This window comes from Lujinxingia sediminis, assembly GCF_004005565.1.
Lineage (GTDB): Bacteria > Myxococcota_A > Bradymonadia > Bradymonadales > Bradymonadaceae > Lujinxingia > Lujinxingia sediminis.
The window spans coordinates 469053-488170 of record NZ_SADD01000002.1 but is presented as its reverse complement, the minus strand read 5'-3'; the positions used below and the strand labels follow the sequence as shown (position 1 = coordinate 488170).

The window sequence follows — 19118 nt, the reverse complement described above, 5'->3', positions numbered from 1 at the left end:
TCTGATCGGGTGCCAGGCGTTCGATCATGTTGTCTGATCGGGTGCCAGGCGTTCGATCATGTTGTCTGATCGGGTGCCAGGTGTTCGATCATGTTGATTTGAAGCTGTCTGATCGGGTGCCAGGCACCCGATCGAAATCCGATGATCGGGTGCCAGGCGTTCGATCATGTATGATCGGGTGCATCACTCCTGTTCGTCGAGGGCAGCCGATGATCGGGTGCCAGGCGTTCGCTCCGGCGACGGTTCGGCGGTTGAGGTGCCGATACGCAGCGATTCAAGCGTGTTGTGGAGCTCGTCCTCGCCCAGGGGGCGAAAGAGCGAGCGGAAGGAGGGGGGCACCGAGGTGGAGCGTTCGGGTTGTTCCATCGATTGCCAGCCCTGCTGGAAGCCGCGCAGGATTTCCACACTCTGGCGCAGGTTTTCGCCGGCCTGGGCGGGGGTGAGGCCGGCGGCGTTGGCGCTGGCGTCACCGCCCAGGGTGATGCGTTCGGTTTCGATGTTGCGCAGGTGCTCGAGCAGGCCGTCGAGGGCTTCACGCAGGCGGTTGAAGGCGTCGGTGAAGTCACTCAGTTTGAGTTGTTGAAGCGGCGAGGGGGAGGTGCCGTACTGGGTGCGCAACTCGTCGCGGTTTTTGCGCCACTGGAAGGGAAGTGTAACGATCTGCTGGAGGACGGCGGGCGCCATACCCTCGCGCACCGCGGTCAGGAGCTGGAGGTAGGGAAGGTACTTGACGCGCTCGGCGTCGAGCGTCCCGGGAAGGGCGTTAATGGCGGGTGCCAGGCGTTCTCCCAGAGGTTTGAAGCCTGTGGAGGTGTCGGAGCTGGCGCTTTGCAGCGAGGTGGGGTTTTGCGGGTCGCGCAAAAGGTAGGTTCCGTCACGGAGGACGATGTAGCCCTGGCGGGTCAGGGGATCCTTCAGCGTCCAGAGGGCGGCGAAGTTGACGATGTTCGCGCGCATCTGTTCCTGGCGGTGCTGCTCCTGGGCGGTATCCGGATCGAGATCGGGGAGGGTGTTCTCCCAGGACCTGTCGATATGGAGGATTTTGGAGCGTTTGGAGAGGTTTTTGAAGCGGTAGTAGTGGTCCTTCATCTCGCTCATACGGCCGAAGACGTAGAGAGGGACGTTGAGGACGGCGCGGTAGAAGACGATCTGACGGGGGTTGTGCCAGCCCTGTTTGACCCAGCGCATGCCCCCGAGGTTTGCGCCGTCGAGCGCGTGCTCGACGGTGGTGTCTCGGAAGGATTCGTCGATGGCGGCTAAAAAGACGTGGTTGGGTCGCACGCCCCCGTGCTGATCGCGGGACTCGTCGTAGCTGACGAGGAGGTCGGCGCGTTCGTTGACGACACGACGGATTTTGTCGCGCAGATAGTCCTGGTGGATGGCTTCAGTGAGGTCGATGCGGCGCTCGGCGGGCTGGGCACGGTAGCGGGCGACGACTTCGGTGATGGCGGCGTCTTTGCGCTGCTGAATCGCCTCGAGGTTACTCATGTAGAGGGCGCGGTAGACGACCTCCAGCTCCAGGGCCTGTGCCAGGGTGAGGCCGTCGCGGCGCGCCGGATCGGCGATCTTGGGGTCGCCGCAGAGGGTGCGGGTGAGGTGGGTGTGGGCCAGGCTCTTGAGGGCATCGAAGAGCTGGTTGAGCGTGGCGGTGGTGGAGCCGGAGCCGCGCAGGCTTAAGTCGCGGACCGTGCCGCTTAAGCGTTGCTGGATATGGGGGTTGCTCATGGCGAGCTCGGGCATCGTGGCCACGCGGTCGGCGTAGAAGAAGTCCCACATGCGGCGGCCGTTCTCGATCTGGAAGGCCTCGGCGTCGAGCACGAACTGGTTGGTGGAGTGATCGCCCTGCTCGCGCAATCGCTCAAGCTGGCGGGTCTGGTCGCGCTCGAAGGCATCAAAGCCTTGCTCCAGCACGCGCAGGATGCGCAGGGATTCGGCGAGTTTGTCGCGAAGCGCGGTGCGCTGCTCAATGAAGTGGGAGAGGAGCTCGTGGGTGGCGCGCTCGACGGCCTGATCGATGAGACGTCGAATGAGATCGGGGGCGTCTTTTTCTTTGATCTTCTCGTCGTCGTCGATGCCGTCGAGCTCAAAGGGGGTGGGGGCGGGGGGCTGGCGCATCTCGGTGCGCAACTCATCGCGCATGGCCAGGACGGCGAAGCGTTTGGCCGCGAGGCTGACGTCTTCGGTGTCGGAGGCCAGGAAGTTGAGTTCCAGGAGCGCTTCGAGGCCGGGGAAGGCGATGCCGTGCTGGGTGTAGCCCTGGTCGAGGACGCGCTGGCCGCGGCGTTTGAGGTCTTCGGACCAGTAGAGTGCGCGTCCGACGAGATCGCGGGCCAGGGTATTTCGCTCGACCGAAACTTCGGCCTCAAGCTCTTCGCTGGCGGCCTCGATGGCGCGGCGGGCTGCGGCGAGGAGGCCGGGCTGGGCGCCGGCTTTGGGGCCACAGAGGGCTTCTAAGGTCAGCGCGCCGATGGAGAAGTTCATGCCGCGGTCGGCGAGCTGTTCGCGGTCGGGAGTGAGGCGCTCGGGGTCGAGTGCCCAGGTGGCGTTTTCGCGGGGGACCTCGCCTAAACGATGGCCGTGGCGGAAGATGGCCATGAACCTGCCAAATTCGCCGGCGTCGGCCTCACAGCGGGCCAGAAGACGCACGCGTTTCTGGAAGAGGCGGTCGCGCAGAAGATGTCGGATGCCTTCTTCTTTTTTGACAAAGTCGGCCATCTTCACCGGGCGGGCGTCTTCGTCGTCGCGTTCGGTGACCTCATAGAAGGGCTCCGGATGGGAGCGCAGGCTGTTGTAGAGGGGGTCGGCGGGGATGGCGCCCAAAAAGCTCTGGCGCATGATGTTGAGGGCGGCGGCGCGGGAGCAGTATTCGGCCAGTCCATCTGTGGGGACGAGCAGTACCGCGGAGCCGTAGGAGCCGTAGAAACTTGTGAAGCCGGGGATGCCCTTGGCCTCGAAGTCGTGGGGGACGAGGAAGCGCTGGTGCTGGGTGTAGTTGTCGTAGTCGCCGGCCTGCACCGCAAAGAGTGGCGAGAAGAGCTGGAGGTAGAGGCCGTCGGCGGCGGCATCGACCGGGCGGTCGACTGAGAAGCTCTCGGGTTTGTCGATGAGGTAGAGGAACTCGAAGGGTTTCTCGCGGACGGCGCGTTTGGAGGTGTCGGAGGGATCGTAGTGAAACTCGATGCCGTCGGTCGGGAAGAACGAGGACTCGGGGGAGCCGAGCTTCATCAGGTGCTCGACCTCCTTGAGCGCGGCGTAGGAGTTGGCGAAGGTGCCATCTTTGTTGGCGCCGGTTTTGTCTTCGAAGACCGCCGGGAGCACGCAGACGCCGAGCATGTTGGGTTTGCCGAGCGCGCGGGCCTGGTCGCGGAGCATGTAGGCCAGGGGCAAGAAGGATCCGGAGCCGGTGCCGCCTGCGATGGAGAAGCAGAGCACGATGCGAATCTCTGAGGTGTCCAGGCGGCGGTGGCCGTGCTCATGGCGTTTGAGCGATTCAAGCAGGCGGCGGAAGCGGGGGACGAGATCGCCGTGCTTCATCTGGTAGTAGGAGCCCAGGCGCGATTCGATGCGGATCTGGCCGGCGCCGGCGGTATCCCCGGCACGGAAGCGATAATCTTTAGGAACCCACTGGGTGAAATAATCGTCGGCTTCTAAGAAGAGCTTGCCGCTGGCGAGGTTGGCGTAGGCCTCTTTTTCAAAGTCGCTGATGAGGAAGGATTCATCGGCGTCTTCGCGGTGAAGTTCCAGATCGTTGATGTTGGTATCGATCAGGGCGAATTTTGTCAGGTCCTTGTAGCGCTCGGCGTAGTCGGGGCGTGATTTGAGGTGCCGCGCGACGCGCATGACGATCTGGCAGCCGCAGCCGCCCAGGCCCACAAAGAGGGTGGGGCAGACGTTGCTGGGGCGCGTAAGGAGCTCGTCGACTACGAGGTTTTGACGGTTCGCCATGGTGGGGAAGCCTTCTGGGAGGCAAGGGGAAGGGTGCCAGGCGGTCGCGCTAAATGCGATCGCAGGCAGGGGTTCCCCTCGCGGGAGCAGCGAGGTCCGTCCGTGGGTTGGCGAGAGGTCGTCCGTGACGTCTCGTGTGTGAATTAGAGGGGAGTATCGGGGATGGAGGCCGGTGTGGGCAAGATTATTTCGGCTCGGAAGGGGTGATCGGGTGCCAGGCGTTCGAACGAGGTGTTTTGGATCGGGTGCCAGGCGTTCGAACGAGGTGTTTTGGATCGGGTGCCAGGCATTCGAACGAGGTGTTTTGGATCGGGTGCCAGGCGTTCGAACAGGTGCTGATGCAGGGGTGCCAGGCCTCCGCGCGAATGACTGATGGTTCATTCAGAGTGCAGATTTTATGCTGACTGATGATTCATTTTTTTCAGGGTTTTGGTTTAACTGATTGGTCAGTCTTTTGTAAGTTGTTGTAGTGACTGGTGTGTCATTCATGGTTTTGGTGTTTGTGAATGGCTATTCATTCAATAAAATTAATAATTTATCGCTTGTCATGATGAATTTCGTCCTCTAGTGAGTAGACGCTCAGCAAGATCGGGGGTGGGGTAAACCACGAGAGGACGAGGAACTGATGCGGGATATTCGGTCGACGGATAGAGTTCAGGTTTTTGTTTATTTTCAGTCGGTTGGGGAGTCGTTCGGCGCAGATGTTGAGGCCAGGGAGGCCGGCGCGCACGTGGTATGGGTATCGCGGGAGGCTGCAGGAGAGCGCGTCACTTCCTGCGATTGGGCACGAATTGAGCCGGATGAAGATCTCAGCGTGTGGAGTGACGTCGCGGGTGTTGTGCTGGCCTGTGAACATCGATTCGATGTCGACGCGCTGCGTCGTAAAGTGCAATTTTTGAAAGAGGCAGGCCAGGGTGTCTGGGTGGAAGTTTGTTCTGCGACGGAGGCCCGGGTCGCCGCCGATCTTGGGGTGGACGGGGTGGTCATCTGCGGAATGGAGACCGGGGGGCTGTGTGGGGAGGAGTCCGGTCTGGTGTTGCTGGGACGCGTGCAGCGGGAAGTGGGTGTGCCGGCGGTGGTGCGGGGGGCGATGGGGCCGGACGCAGCTGCGGCGGCGATGGTGGCGGGGGCCTCGGGTTATGTGTTGGAAGAGGCGTTGTGGCTGTGTGAGGGGATGGAGCCTTCGGCGGAGGCGGTGAAGGTGTTGGAGCGGGTGGGGGCAACCGATACGCGGTGTCTGGGAGTTGTGGTGGGCGCGCGCTATCGGGCGTGGTCGCTCCTGGCTACGCGGCCTACGAGAGAGCTTGGGGCCTGTGAGATCGATTTTGTTGATGCAGACCAGGACGAGGGAGCGAAGGCTTACCTCGCCACTGTGCAGGCGCGGCGTTTTGATCGTTGGGAGACGCTTGATCCCCGGCGCGATCTCTGGCCGATGGGGCAGGGTGGGGCGCTGGCGAGGGTGTTTCGGAAGCGCTATGGCCGGGTTGGTGCGGCGGTGCGCGGGGTTCGGGAACATGTTGATGGGGTCATGGGGGCGATCGGCAGTGATTTCCCCCTGGAAGCCGGCAAGGGAATCGCCCGGTTGAACGGGACCCGTCTTCCGATCCATCAGGGGCCGATGGCTCAGGTGAGTGATACTCCAGAGTTTGCGAAAGCAGTCGTGGAGGCCGGGGCGCTGCCCTGGCTGGCGCTCGGAAATATGCCGACCGAGGTTGCGCAGGGGGTGATTGAGGCGACAGCGACGTGTCTGGGGGATGCGCCCTTTGGGGCGGGGATCATCGGGCTTGAGGCGAATCCCTATCGCGACTCGCATATCGATGAGATGTCCGTTGTGGGCAGGCGGCGTGGGAACTTTCTGGGGCTTGTGGCCGCCGGGAGTGCCGAGCAGGCGATGCGTCTGGAGCGTGAAGGGTTGATCACCTATTTGCACACACCGACGCCGGGGGTGTTGGAGGCGGCGCTTAAACAGGGTCAGCGTCACTCTATCTGGGAGGGGGCGGAGGCCGGGGGGCATGTGGGGACGCTTGGGGCGCTGGCGCTGTGGCAGATGGGGGTGATCGTGGTGGAGGAGGCGCTGGCGTCGGGGGTTGAGCCTTCGGACGTTGCGGTGGTGTTGGCCGGGGGAATCAGCGGGGCGGAGAGTGCGGCAGCGGCGGCGGCGATGCTCTTCGGGTTGCATCGTCGAGGAGTGGCGGTGGGGATTCAGATGGGGACGGCGTATCTGATGTGCCGGGAGGCAGTGGAGAGTGGGGCTGTGAGCCGGACCTATCAGGAGGTTGCGCGGTGCTCGCCGGGCACTGTGATTATGGGGGAGTCGGTCAATACGCCCACGCGGGTGCTCAAGAGCGTGGCCGCCGATCGGGTGCTGGCCCGGGAGGTGGAGCGCTTAAAAGAGGGGGTGAAGCTCGGTGAGCGCAAGCACCTTTATGAGCGCGACAACCTGGGGGGATTGCGGGCAGCGGCGAAGTCGGAGCGGATTGCGGAGGTGTTCGCCGAGGGCGGAGCGCGTTTTGAGAGGTTGAGTGAGGAGGAGCAGCTTGAGAGTGGGCTTTTTCATTGCGGCCAGGGGGTGCGCTTGTGCGATGCGCGCACGATTGCTGCGTTGCATCAGGAGGTGAGCGAGGGGGCGAGGCGATGGGCGCAGGCGCGGTGGACGTGGAGTCAGGCGCTCGAAGTGGCGGACGAGGTTGGGACGGGTGCCAGGCGTTCGGACGAGGCGGTGTTGGCGAGTGCTTCGATCGGGTGCCAGGCGACCGAGCAGGGTTCGAGAGCGGGTACCGGATCGGGTGCCAGGCGTTCGGACACGTCTACCGAGTTGGGATCGGGTGCCAGGCACTCGGACATGTCGAGTGGAGTGAACGAGATGTCCGGGTGCCAGGCGTCCGAACACCGTGATGATCAGGGATCGATGCAGCGACAAGGGGAAGCGATGGTTGAGCGTACGCATGGCGTGTTGGTCGACGGGGATCGGGCGGTGGCGATTGTGGGCATCGGGGCAAAAATGCCCGGTGCGCTGAGTGCGTCGAAGTTCTGGGAGAACATTTTGTTCGGGGTCTCGGCGATCAAGGAGGTTCCGGCGGACCGGTGGGATCCGGCGCTTTATTTCGACGAGGATCCTGCGGCGCCGGATAAGACGTACAGTAAGATCGGGGGGTGGATTGAGGGCTTTGAGTTCGACCGGCGTCGTTTTCGGATGCCGCCGCGAGTCGTGGCCAGCGTGGATCCGACGCAGCTTTTGTGCCTGGAGGCGGTGCATGAGGCGCTGGAGGACGCGGGGTATCTGGAGAGAGAGTTTCCGCGGGATCGGTGTGCGGTGATCCTGGGTAACGCTCTCGGGGGAGATTTGCGGGATGATTCGACGCTGCGAATCCTCTACCCGAAGATGGATCAGGCGCTCAGGGGGGCGTTGATGGCGCTGTCGGCGAGTGCGTTGAGCGGGGGAGAACGCGAGGCGCTTCTTGCCGAGGTGGAGGCGCGCTTTAAGGGGGAGCTTGGTGAGGTTAGTGAGGACTCGATGCCCGGGGAGCTGGCCAATGTGATTGCCGGGAGAGTGGCGCAGGTCTTTGATCTGCGGGGGCCGAATTTTGTGACGGATGCGGCGTGTGCGTCGAGTCTGGCGGCGATTGAGGCCGGGGTGCGCGGTCTAAGGAGCGGGGAGTACGATATGGTCGTGTGCGGGGGGGCCGACCGCACGATGGGGCCGACGAGCTTTGTAAAATTTTCGAAGATCGGAGCGCTCTCGCCGGATGGTTCGCGCCCCTTTGACGAGGGAGCCAACGGATTTGTGATGGGGGAGGGGGCCGGGATTCTGGTGCTCAAGCGGCTCAGCGATGCGATCGAAGATGGCGACTCGATCTACGCGGTGATTCGCGGGGTGGGGGGCTCGAGCGATGGGAAGGGTAAGGCGATCACGGCGCCCAACCCTGAGGGGCAGCGGCGCGCACTGGATCGGGCGTACGAAGATGCGGGGTTTGGGCCGCGTTCCGTGAGCTTGTTTGAGGCGCATGGGACGAGCACGCCGGTGGGGGATCCGACGGAGGTCGCCAGTCTACGCGCCGCGCTGGTGGATGATGCCGGGGAGTGGGCTGCCGAGAGGGTCGCGCTGGGGAGCGTCAAGTCGATGATCGGGCATTTGAAGTCGGCCGCCGGGGCGGCCGGGGTGATTAAGGTGGCGATGGCGCTTAAGCATCAGGTGTTGCCGCCGACACTGGGGGTGGAGCGAGTGAACCCGGCGCTGGAGTTGGAGGGGACGCGGGTGAAGGTGCAGACCGAGGCGCAGCCCTGGGAGGTTTTTCCGGGGCAGGTGCGGCGTGCGGGGGTGAGTGCATTTGGGTTCGGAGGGACGAATTTTCATGTGGTGTTGGAGGAGTATCAGGCCGGACAGCATGAGCCTGGTGCCAGGCGTCCGGACATAGGTTCGGAGTTGGGATCGGGTGCCAGGCGTTCGAACATGGGTGCGGAGCTGGGATCGGGTGCCAGGCATTCGAACGAGGGTTCGGAGTTGGGATCGGGTGCCAGGCATTCGAACAAGGGTTCGGAGCTGGGATCGGGTGCCAGGCGTTCGAACGAGGGCATTCTCGGTCTGAGCGCAGCATCGGTGGAGGAGCTGGAGAACGTCATTGATGAGGTGATGCAGCGGTTTGCCCACGATGGTGTAGAGGGTGTAACCCAGTGGCGTTTGCCGCTCTTAGGATATGATGATGGTGTCGCGCGTCGCGTCGATGGGCAGGTGCGCCTGGCAGTAGCTTTTGGCGATGTGCAGGAATTGCAGGAACGCCTGGAGCGGGCAAAGCGCGCCGCCGGCCGAAATAAGGGCTGGAAGGTTTTGGCCCATCAAGGGGTGGTGTTGGGAGAGCGTCCGGCGGGCGGGAAGCTGGCGATGCTCTTTCCGGGGCAGGGCACGCAGTATCTGGGGATGCTTTCGGCGCTCAAAGAGCGCTTTGAGGTGGTGCGTCGCACCTTTGAGGAGGCCGATGAGGTGATGTTGCCGGTGCTTGGCCGTCGGCTCAGCGAGGTCATCGATCCGGGGGTGGTGGAGGGGGCCGAGGCCGAGCGTCGGGCGTTTGTGGCGCTGACGCAGACCGAGATCACCCAGCCGGCGGTGCTGACGGCGGATATCGCCCTGTATCGCCTGCTCGGGGAGCTGGGGATCGTTCCGCAGGTGGTCGCGGGCCACAGCCTCGGGGAGTACGGGGCGTGTGTGGCGGCCGGGATCATGAGCTTTGCGGACGCGCTGCGCACGGTGGCCGCCCGGGGCACGGAGATGGCCAAAGTGACGCCGATGAACGGCGACACCGGGCTGATGGCCGGGGTGAGTGCCTCGGTGGAGGTGGTGCAGCCGGTGCTTGATCGCATTGAGGGGTATGTGGTCTGCGCAAATATCAACTGCCCGACGCAGACGATCATCGCCGGGCTCAGTGAGCCCGTGCGTCAGGCGGTGAGCATGTTTGAGGAGATGGGACTTCAGGCACCGTTTTTGCCGGTGAGTCATGCGTTTCATACCGAGGTGGTGGCTGCGGCCAGCGAGCCGCTGCGTCGGCATCTGGGTCATATTGAGGTAGGCGCGCCGCGGGTGCCGATTTTGACCAACGTGACCGGCGGCTATTACCCCTCAGGGGTGGGGTGTGAGGAGGCGATTCGCGATCTTCTCTCGGAGCAGGTGGCCGCTCCGGTGCAGTTTATCAAGGTCATTGAAACGATGTACGCCGGTGGGGCGCGTGCATTTGTTGAGGTGGGACCGAAGCGGGCGCAGGCCTCGTTTGTGGGAAGTATTCTGGAGGGGCGGTCGCATCTGGCGTTGCACACCAATCATCCGAAGAAGGGGGATGTGGCGTCGTTGTATGAGGCGTTGGCGGGGATGTGGGCTGCCGGGGTGTGGCGGCCGGGTGAGGTTGTGCCGGGCGTTCGCGTTGATGAGGTGCCAGGCGTTCGAGCGGATGCGGATCGGGTGCCAGGCGACCGATCGGAAGAAGCTGCCCGGGTGCCAGGCGTTCGAGCGGATGCGGATCGGGTGCCAGGCGACCGATCGGAAGAAGCTGCCCGGGTGCCAGGCGTTCGAACTGAGGTGGAACGGGCGTCGATCGATGCAGAGCTGATGCGAGTTCTGTGCGAGCAGACGGGATATGAGTCCGAGGAGATCGAGTTCGACTATGAGCTGGAGGCCGACCTCGGGGTGGATACGGTGAAGCAGGCCGAGATCATGGCGCAGGTGCGTGAGCTCTACGGTCTGGAGCGGGATGAGAGCTTTCGGCTCTCGGAGTATCCGACGTTGAGGCGTATGGGGGATTATGTGGCGGCGCGTGTGGGGATGATGGCTGAACCCGCCATGGTGCCAGGCGACCGATCGGAAGATGTTGCCCGGGTGCCAGGGGTTCGAGCTGAGGTGGAACGGGCGTCGATCGATGCAGAGCTGATGCGAGTTCTGTGCGAGCAGACGGGATATGAGTCCGAGGAGATCGAGTTCGACTATGAGCTGGAGGCCGACCTCGGAGTGGATACGGTGAAGCAGGCCGAGATCATGGCGCAGGTGCGTGAGCTCTACGGTCTGGAGCGGGATGAGAGCTTTCGGCTCTCGGAGTATCCGACGTTGAGGCGTATGGGGGATTATGTGGCGGCGCGTGTGGGGATGATGGCTGAACCCGCCATGGTGCCAGGCGACCGATTGGAAGAAGCTGCCCTGATGCCAGGCGACCGATTGGATGCGGATCGGGTGCCAGGCGACCGATCGGAAGAAGCTGCCCGGGTGCCAGGCGTTCGAACTGAGGTGGAACGGGCGTCGATCGATGCAGAGCTGATGCGAGTTCTGTGCGAGCAGACGGGTTATGAGTCCGAGGAGATCGAGTTCGACTATGAGCTGGAGGCCGACCTCGGAGTGGATACGGTGAAGCAGGCCGAGATCATGGCGCAGGTGCGTGAGCTCTACGGTCTGGAGCGGGATGAGAGCTTTCGGCTCTCGGAGTATCCGACGTTGAGGCGTATGGGGGATTATGTGGCGGCGCGTGTGGGGCTGATGGCTGAACCCGCCCTGGTGCCAGGCGTTCGCTCGGAAGCGGATCGGGTGCCAGGCGTTCGATCGGATGTGGATCGGGTGCCAGGCGACCGATCGGAAGAAGCTGCCCGGGTGCCAGGCGTTCGTACCGATGTTCGCGCGGCGACGATCGATGCAACTCCTCACAATGCCCCGCGCGACACGAGGTTCGATCGCTTTGATTCCATCGCCCAGAGTGAGGACGAGGCGACGCCGCTTGATGGTGCGCTACCCTACCGACCGAATCGCCATGCGGTGGAGGCTGATGTGGAGATCTCGGGCTGTGCGGTGGGGCTTCCTGGCGAGGGGGCCATCTTTCGGCGGCATGCCATCGATGAGCTCCTTGAGGGCAAGAACATGATCGGGCAGGTGCCGGTGGGGGCGCGTGAGGCGATGGTCAACAATCGCATCGTACGTCTTCAGAAGCATGAAGGCGGCGGCGGTGAGATGCGCCAGGTCACTGAGATGGCCGAGGTCATTAAACTGGCCGGTCTGGGCAATGACTTCGATCTGGAGGAGTGGGGGGTGCCGGAGCGGCTGCGAGCATCGCTTGATCGGACCAGTCAGCTGGCGTTTGCGGCGGGCTTTGAGGCGCTGCGCGATGCCGGGCTGCCGCTGGTGCCACGCTACCGCGAGACGACCACCGGAAAGCGGGTGACCATTGGGTGGACCCTGCCCGAGTCTGTGGGGCGGGAGACGGGGGTGATTTTTGCGTCGGCATTTGCTGGCCAGGATGCGTTGATCGAGGAGCTTCAAGCTCAGCGGAGCGAGGACTATCAGTTTAACCATCGCTTTTTGCTTCTGGTGTTGGGGATCGCAAACTCGCGTTTTGCGGAGTTTGTAGGGGCCCGAGGACCGAATACGAAGATCAACAACGCGTGTGCGTCGACGACCACCGCGGTGGGGATGGCGCAGGACTGGATTCGCTGTGGACGGTGCAAACGCGTGTTGATTCTGTCGGCGGATGAGGCCAGCGGGAGCACGTTGATGGAGTGGATCGGCAGCGGGTTTCTTGCCACCGGAGCGGCGACCACCGAGGGCGATGTGAGTCAGGCGGCGCTACCCTTTGACAGACGTCGTCATGGCATGATCATCGGGATGGGGGCGCTTTCGCTGGTGGTGGAGAAGGCCGGTCTGGCCGAGGCTCGCGGCATCGAGCCGATTGCCGATGTGCTTGCCACCCGTTTCGTGAACAGCGCCCATCACCCCACGCGGCTCGACGTCGATCATATCGCCGCAGAAGTCTCAGGGTTGGTCGAAGAGGTCGAGCAGCGCTTCGGGGTTCGGCGAGAGGCGATCGCCGATCGTACGGTGTTTATCTCGCATGAGACCTACACGCCGGCTCGCGGCGGCAGTGCGTCGGCGGAGATCGCCGCGCTGCGACGTAGCTTTGGCGAGAAGGCCAACCGGGTGGTGATCGCCAACACCAAGGGATTTACGGGCCATGCCATGGCCGCAGGCATCGAAGATGTGCTTGCGATGAAGGTGTTGCAGCGTCAGGTGGTGCCGCCGATCGCCAATTTTGAAGAGCCCGATCCGGAGCTCGGCGATTTGAGGTTGAGCCAGGGGGGGAGCTATCCGGCGGATTATGCATTGCGTCTGGCGGCGGGCTTTGGCAGCCAGCTGGCGCTGGCGTTTTTCCGGTACCGGGCGCGGCGGGAACAGCGGGTCTTCGATCCGGTGCGCTACAGTCAGTGGTTGGAGGAGGTCAGCGGGGCGTCGAGCTTTGAGCTTGAGGTGGCGTCGCGGGTGTTGAGGCTGCGTCCGATTCAACCTGAGGATCGACCTCCAGGAGGCCGGGAGGATCGTGATGAGCGGACGCGTTCTTTGCCCCTGACGTCACCGGTGCCGCTGCCAGCTCCGGGGGCGGTGATGCAGCATAATGCTTCGCCGGCGGTGGCGTCGATGGATGCGGTACGGCGGCCGGCGCCAGGGCTTGTGGCCGGCGCTGAGAACGCCTCTTTTTCGATGCGGCCGGTGGCCATTGAGGCTGCTCGGGCGGATGCGACCGATGTGCTTTGCCTGCAGCGGGAGCTTTCTTGTCGGGTGGTGGCCCTGGTGGGGGGGCCGGTGCTGGTAGCCGAGCTGTTTGCCAAAACGCTGCGAGAGTTCGGAGCGCAGGTGGTGCGTCTGGCCAGCGACCGGCGTCGGGGGCCCCTCGATGAGACCGGTCTGGATCTGTGTGATGAGGCGATGTTGTGCGAGAGGTTCAACCGCCATCAGGTCGACGCGGTGATCAACCTGCTGGGGGTGGTCGGCTCCCGGGAGGATGCCGAGGACGTGTACCTCGCCGCACGCCATACCTTTCATGTGGCGCGGGCGTTTCAGGCGCATCGCGATGATCGGGGGCCTGGCACCGCGCGGAGTGTTCAGGGTGTTCAAGAAGATCGAGCGCCTGGCACCGTGACCGCGGCCTTTATGAGCGTAACGATGATGGGGGGATGTTTTGGCCTGAATCCGGGGTCGTCGCCAAGCGTGGCCGGAGGAGCTGTCAGTGGCTTTACCAAATCACTTGCCCGGGAGTGGGAGTGGGCGCGGGTGAAGGTGGTGGACGTGGCCGGCGAGGCGTTGGATCAGCGTCTGGTCACCGAGGTGTTGGGGGAGTTGGTGGGAGGTCGCCGCGATTGTGAGGTGGGGCTAGCGGGAGGCTTGAGTCATCGTCCGGTTGTGCTTGAAGCCTCCGATCTTCGCGCGTCTTCCTCGACGCATCCTGCGCCGGGGCCGGGCTCGGTGATTCTTGTGACAGGCGGGGGGCGAGGGATTTCTGCAGAGGTATGTGTCGATCTGGCGCGACGCTTTCGGTGCGCGCTGGCGTTGGTGGGACGTACGCCGCTTACGCATCCCGATCCGCTGCGCGTGGATCTGAAGGCAGAGCGTACACGGATCAAAGAGGCACTTAAGGCCGCCGGTGAGCGTGCGACGCCGGTGGCGGTACGCCAGAAGATGCGACCGTTGGAAGCTCAGCAGGAGATCGCCACCAACCTCAAGCGCATGCGTCAGGCCGGGGCGCGCGCCGAGTACTTCAGCTGCGATGTGGCCGATGCGGCTCAGGTTCAGCGGCTGGTTTCCGAGGTGGAGGCGTGTTTCGGGAGAGTCAGCGGCGTCATTCATGGGGCGGGCGTCGAAGACAGCCGGCTACTTGCCGATAAGGACGTACAGGGCTTTGACCGCGTCTTTCGGGGGAAGGCGGTGGGGGGCGTCAACCTCTGGCGTGCGCTGGGGGACCGGGGGCTTGTGTTTTACGTCGCGTTTACCAGTGTGGCCGGGCGTTTTGGCAACGCCGGGCAGACCGATTATGCCGCGGCCAATGATGCACTGGCTCGCCAGGTGATGCAGATCAATCAGCTGACGCGCGAGCGTGGACGAGGGGCTCGTGCGCTGGCGATCGACTGGACGGCCTGGGATGAGGTGGGCATGGCGGTCGAGGGATCGATGCGCACGATCCTGGAGGCGAAGGGGGTGGAGTTTTTGCCGCCGGAGGTCGGAGCGCCGATGGTCGGGGAGTCGCTGGAGCGTGGCTTGATCGGTGAGTTTGTGGTCGCCGGGGAACTCGGCGAGCTCGGCGGCCAGAGGGGGCATGGCGATCGTGCGAGCGATCGAATGCCTGGCACGCGCGCAACTCATCAAGAGGATCGAAGGCCTGGCACCGTGACGAGTTTTGCGATGATCGATCGGGTGGTGGCGAAGGCTTCCGATGAGGTGGTGGTCGAGCGCATCTTCGATCCGCAGCGCGACTACTTCTTAAAGGATCATCGCTATGAGGGGCGAGAGCTTGTGCCGGGGGTGATGGGCTATGAGCTGATGAGCGCGGCGGCGATGATGTTGACCGGGGAGCCCGTCGCAGAGGTGCGCGATGTGAAGTTTGAGCGAGCGCTGAAGCTGGCGTATTCCGAGCCGATTCGTGTCCGGGCTACGGCCCGGGTGGTGGGGCAGGAGGATGGTCGCGCGACTGTGGACGTGCAGGTGGGGTCGGAGCGTGTGGTGCGCACCGGAAAAACCGTACGCCAGGAGCATTTCTTTGCCCGCGTGATTTGCGGTTCGCCGCTCACGCGCAAAGATGCGCCGGAGTGTCGGGTTGGCGAGGAGAAGACCTGGTGCAAGGGGCCCGATCGTGAGGCGATTTACCGGCGCTTCTTTCATACCGGAAGTTTTCAGCTTCTCAGCGGGGAGGTCTGGCATCATGAGGGGGCGATTCTGGCCACGGGGGAGATCTCGAACCATCGTCTTCAGGCCGGGACGCTGGCGCAGCGTTGGGTGAGCGATCCACTGGTGCGGGAGCTCGGATTGCAGACGGTGGGCTTGTGGGGGCTTATGCACCACGGGCGCACCTATCTGCCGCTGGGGATCGGATGTAGCCGTACGTCGGGGCAGGCCTCGGTGGGCGAGCCATTGCTGGTGAGGGCGAGTCGTTTGAGCGATGCGGCCGAGGGCACGATCGCTTTTGATGTGGAGGTGCGTGGCCACGATGGTCGTCTGCTGCAGATGATGGAGCGTGTGGAGATGATCGCGCATGCGCCCCTGCGCGAGAGCGATCGCCTGGCACCAGGACCCGAGGTGAATTACCTGGAGGTTGCTCTGAGTGCGGCCCAGGCTCGGGCGATGCTCGACGCCGGGGGAGGGGACATCGCCGGGGTGCTGAGTGCGGCTGAACTTCAGGGGTATGAGCGGCTTCGCAGTGCGCGGAGGCGGGGTGAGTGGTTGGCCGCGCGTCTGGCTGCGCGAGAGGCTGCGCGTCGCTGGGCGCTGATGTTTTATGGCGAACGTATCGATTCACGCGCGGTCTGCGTGTTTAAGAGCGAGAGCGGAGAGCCGCAGCTTCGTTGGAGCGACGAGGCAAAGGGGGGAGGGGCCTTGCCGGCGTTGAGTCTGACGCATACCTCCGGGCAGGCCGTGGCGGTGGTTTCGATGCCGGGCGCCCCGTGTCGCCTCGGCGTCGATCTTGAGCCGCTGGAGGCGCGCTCCGAGGCCTTTGGTAGCGCGTACTTCAGCGCCGGGGAGCGGTTGCTTGAGGTCGGCACACTGGTCGCCGGCCAGCGAGAGACGGCGCTTTGGACGGTGAAAGAGGCGGTGTCGAAGGCACTGGGGCTGGGACTGCAGTTAAGCGCCGCGGAGATCGAGATCGTCGCGGTGCGCCCGGAGGATGCCGGGGGAGCGGACAATCGATCATGGCGAGTACCCGGTGAGCGTGTGCGTGCTGTGGTGGAGGTTGCGCTGCACGGTCAGGCGCTGGCGAGGCAGGTGGAGCTTGGAGTGCGGTTGATGCGGGTGACGCTTCAGGTGGAGGAAGGTTTTGCGAAGTCGGTGGCGCTGGCATGGGGGCCTGGGCTGCGTGACGCAAAGGAACAGGCACCTGGCACCGAAGCGGACGGTCGAGCGGCACGAGAAGATCGAGCGCCTGGCACCGGTGCGGACGGTCGAGCGGCTCGAGTGCCTGGCACCGAAGCGGACGGTCGAGAAGATCGAGCGCCTTGCACCGGTGCGAACACCCTGAGCGACGATGAGCTCGCTGCGGTTGTGGCGTTGCTGCGTCATCGAGGTGTCTGGGGAAGTGGTGACGAGGCTGCTGGGGATTCGCCCGTGGTACGGCGCTCGCTCTCCCCGTGGAAGGTTTGAAGAAGGCTCGCGTCAGGGCATGGCAAGAGGCGTCGGTAAGAGACACGAACCCGGAGAAGATGATGGCACATTATGTCGTTGAGCTTGATGGCGGGCGAGAGCACCTGGTGCAGCTCCGAGAGGAGAAGCGGGGGACGTGGAAGGCGTCCGTCGATAGAGGTGGTGCTCGCGAGGATGTGGCCGTGCAGCTGATCGGTCGCCTGGAGGGGGGACGTGTGGTGGTGAGGGTCAACGGAAGGGAGCACATTCTGGACGTCCGCGGGCGCTCGGGAGCTGCAGGTGAGGTTGTGGTGGCCGGCGCTCCAGCGCGTGCCGGGGTGGAGTGTGTGGCGCGGCACGCCAGGGTGCAGTCGGCCGGTGAAGTCGTGCTCCGTCGCAGCGGGCAACATCGCTCTGAGCTGGCGGATGTGCCGGTGTCGGCACCCGAGGTTCAGCGCTCTCCGATGACCGGGGTGGTGCTCTCGGTGGAGGTTGCCGCAGGTCAGCATGTGGAGTGCGGTCAGGCGCTGGCGGTGATCGAAGCGATGAAGATGGAGAACACCCTCTACGCGGCGCACGCCGGTGTGGTCTGCGAGGTTTGTGTGGGTCCCGGTGAGACGGTGCGAAAAGACGACGTGTTGATGCGCTGGAATTCGGGCGCGATGAACGCAAGCGAGGTGCTGTGATGAGTCAGTCTCATGAGATGATCGAGTTACCAACTGTCGCGAAGCTTCGAGATCGAGTGCCTGGCACCCGAACCGAGGGTCAGCATGCTCAAGAAGATCGAGTGCCTGGCACCCGAACCGAGGGTCAGCACGCTCAAGAAGATCGAGTGCCTGGCACCCGTACTGAGGGTCAGCATGCTCAAGAAGATCGAGTGCCTGGCACCCGTACTGAGGGTCAGCATGCTCAAGAAGATCGAGTGCCTGGCACCCGTACTGAGGGTCAGCACGCTCAAGAAGATCGAGTGCCTGGCACCCGTACTGAGGGAAGCGAGGCGATCTGGGAGGCCCGGGCAAAGGTAAGCGTGGCGATGGCCCGGCTGGAGCGCTTGTTTGATGCGGGGACGCTGGAGGTGATCGGGGCAGAAGTCACCCATCGGGCGCAGGGATTCGGGCTGGAGAAGAAGAAGATCCCGGGCGATGGCGTGGTCACCGCCAGTGGGCTTGTGGACGGCCGGCCGGTGTTTGCCTACGCCCAGGATCGCACGGTGCTCGGGGGGAGTCTGGGGCAGGCGCATGCTCAGAAGATCGCGCGCCTCCAGGATCTGGCGATGCGTGCCGGGGCCCCCTTTGTAGGGATCAATGATTCGGGTGGGGCGCGCATTCAGGAGGGGGTCGACGCCCTGGGGGGCTACGGGGAGATTTTTCGGCGCAATGTGGCGGCTTCCGGCGTCATCCCGCAGATCAGCGTCATCGCCGGTCCGTGCGCCGGCGGAGCGGTGTATTCACCGGCGCTTACCGACTTTGTGGGCATGGTCGACCAGTCGAGCTTTATGTTCTTGACCGGACCGAAGGTGGTTAAAACGGTGACCTTTGAAGAGATCACGGTCGAAGATCTGGGTGGGGCGCGTACCCACGCCGAGCGTACCGGGGTGAGCCATTTTCGGTGGGCAAATGATGATGAGGCGCTCGCTGAGGTGCGTCGCCTGCTGAGCTATTTGCCCTCAAATCATAGGGAGGAGCCGCCCTATGTGGTTCCCGCTGATGATGTGGCGCGGATGGATGTGGCGTTCAACGCGATCGTGCCCGAAGATCCGCGCAAGCCTTATGATGTGCGTCGGGTGGTGGAGTTGGTTGTGGATGCGGGCTCGTTTATGGAGGTGCAAGCCGGCTGGGCGCAAAATGTGGTCGTAGGACTGGGACGTCTGGGGGGGCATGTGGTGGGGATGGTTGCCAATCAGCCCCTGGTCAACGCCGGGGTGCTCGACATTGACGCGAGTCGCAAGGCGGCGCGCTTTATCCGCACGTGCAACGCCTTTGGGATTCCGCTGGTCAGTCTGGTGGATGTGCCCGGGTTTTTGCCTGGCCGCGAGCAGGAGTACGGCGGGGTGATCGATCACGGTGCGAAGTTGCTCTACGCCTACTGTGAGGCCAGCGTGCCGAAGCTCTCGGTGATTCTTCGCAAAGCCTACGGTGGGGCCTATATCGTGATGAGCTCGCAGCATGTGGGTGGAGATGTGAACCTGGCCTGGCCGCGTGCGGAGATCGCGGTGATGGGGGCCAGCGGGGCGGTTGAGGTGCTCAACCGACGTGAAATCGCCGCGGCGGAGGATCCGGAGGCGCGCGCCGCCGAGCTTCGTGCAGACTATGAGGAGCGCTTTCTCAACCCGAATATTGCCGCGCAGCGCGGCTATATTGATGCGGTGATCGAGCCTTGTGAGACGCGCTCCAGGCTCTATCGCCATCTGCGGGTGATGCTCAATAAGCGGGAGTGGAGCGCACCGAAACGTCATGGCAATGGGCCGCTTTGAGTTTTTGGACAGGTCGCCGTGATCGGGTGCCAGGCGTTCGATCATGCGAGTGAGATCGGGTGCCAGGCGTTCGATCATGCG

Annotated in this window: 4 protein-coding genes; 3 read left to right on the top strand and 1 reads right to left on the bottom strand. The window is 63.8% G+C overall.

All coding sequences use genetic code 11. The features are described from left to right. Positions 1 to 183: 183 nt before the first annotated feature. Positions 184 to 3945 (bottom strand): tubulin-like doman-containing protein, encoded by a 3762-nt coding sequence (locus EA187_RS07490; protein ID WP_164856091.1) that lies wholly within the window; start codon positions 3943 to 3945, stop codon positions 184 to 186. A 625-nt stretch (positions 3946 to 4570) separates the two neighbouring features. On the opposite strand from EA187_RS07490, the gene EA187_RS07485 reads away from it, so the two are divergent. The 3 genes from EA187_RS07485 (at position 4571) to EA187_RS07475 (ending at position 19037) form a co-directional block, all read left to right on the top strand. Further along, positions 4571 to 16585, top strand: coding sequence for a type I polyketide synthase (locus EA187_RS07485; protein WP_127779830.1), 12015 nt, complete (start codon positions 4571 to 4573; stop codon positions 16583 to 16585). 62 nt (positions 16586 to 16647) lie between these two features. After that, positions 16648 to 17250, top strand: coding sequence for an acyl-CoA carboxylase biotin carboxyl carrier protein subunit (locus EA187_RS07480; protein ID WP_164856090.1), 603 nt, complete (start codon positions 16648 to 16650; stop codon positions 17248 to 17250). A 281-nt stretch (positions 17251 to 17531) separates the two neighbouring features. Next, complete coding sequence (locus EA187_RS07475) at positions 17532 to 19037, top strand: acyl-CoA carboxylase subunit beta (RefSeq protein WP_206524216.1); 1506 nt, start codon at positions 17532 to 17534, stop codon at positions 19035 to 19037. The last annotated feature ends 81 nt before the right edge of the window (positions 19038 to 19118 follow it).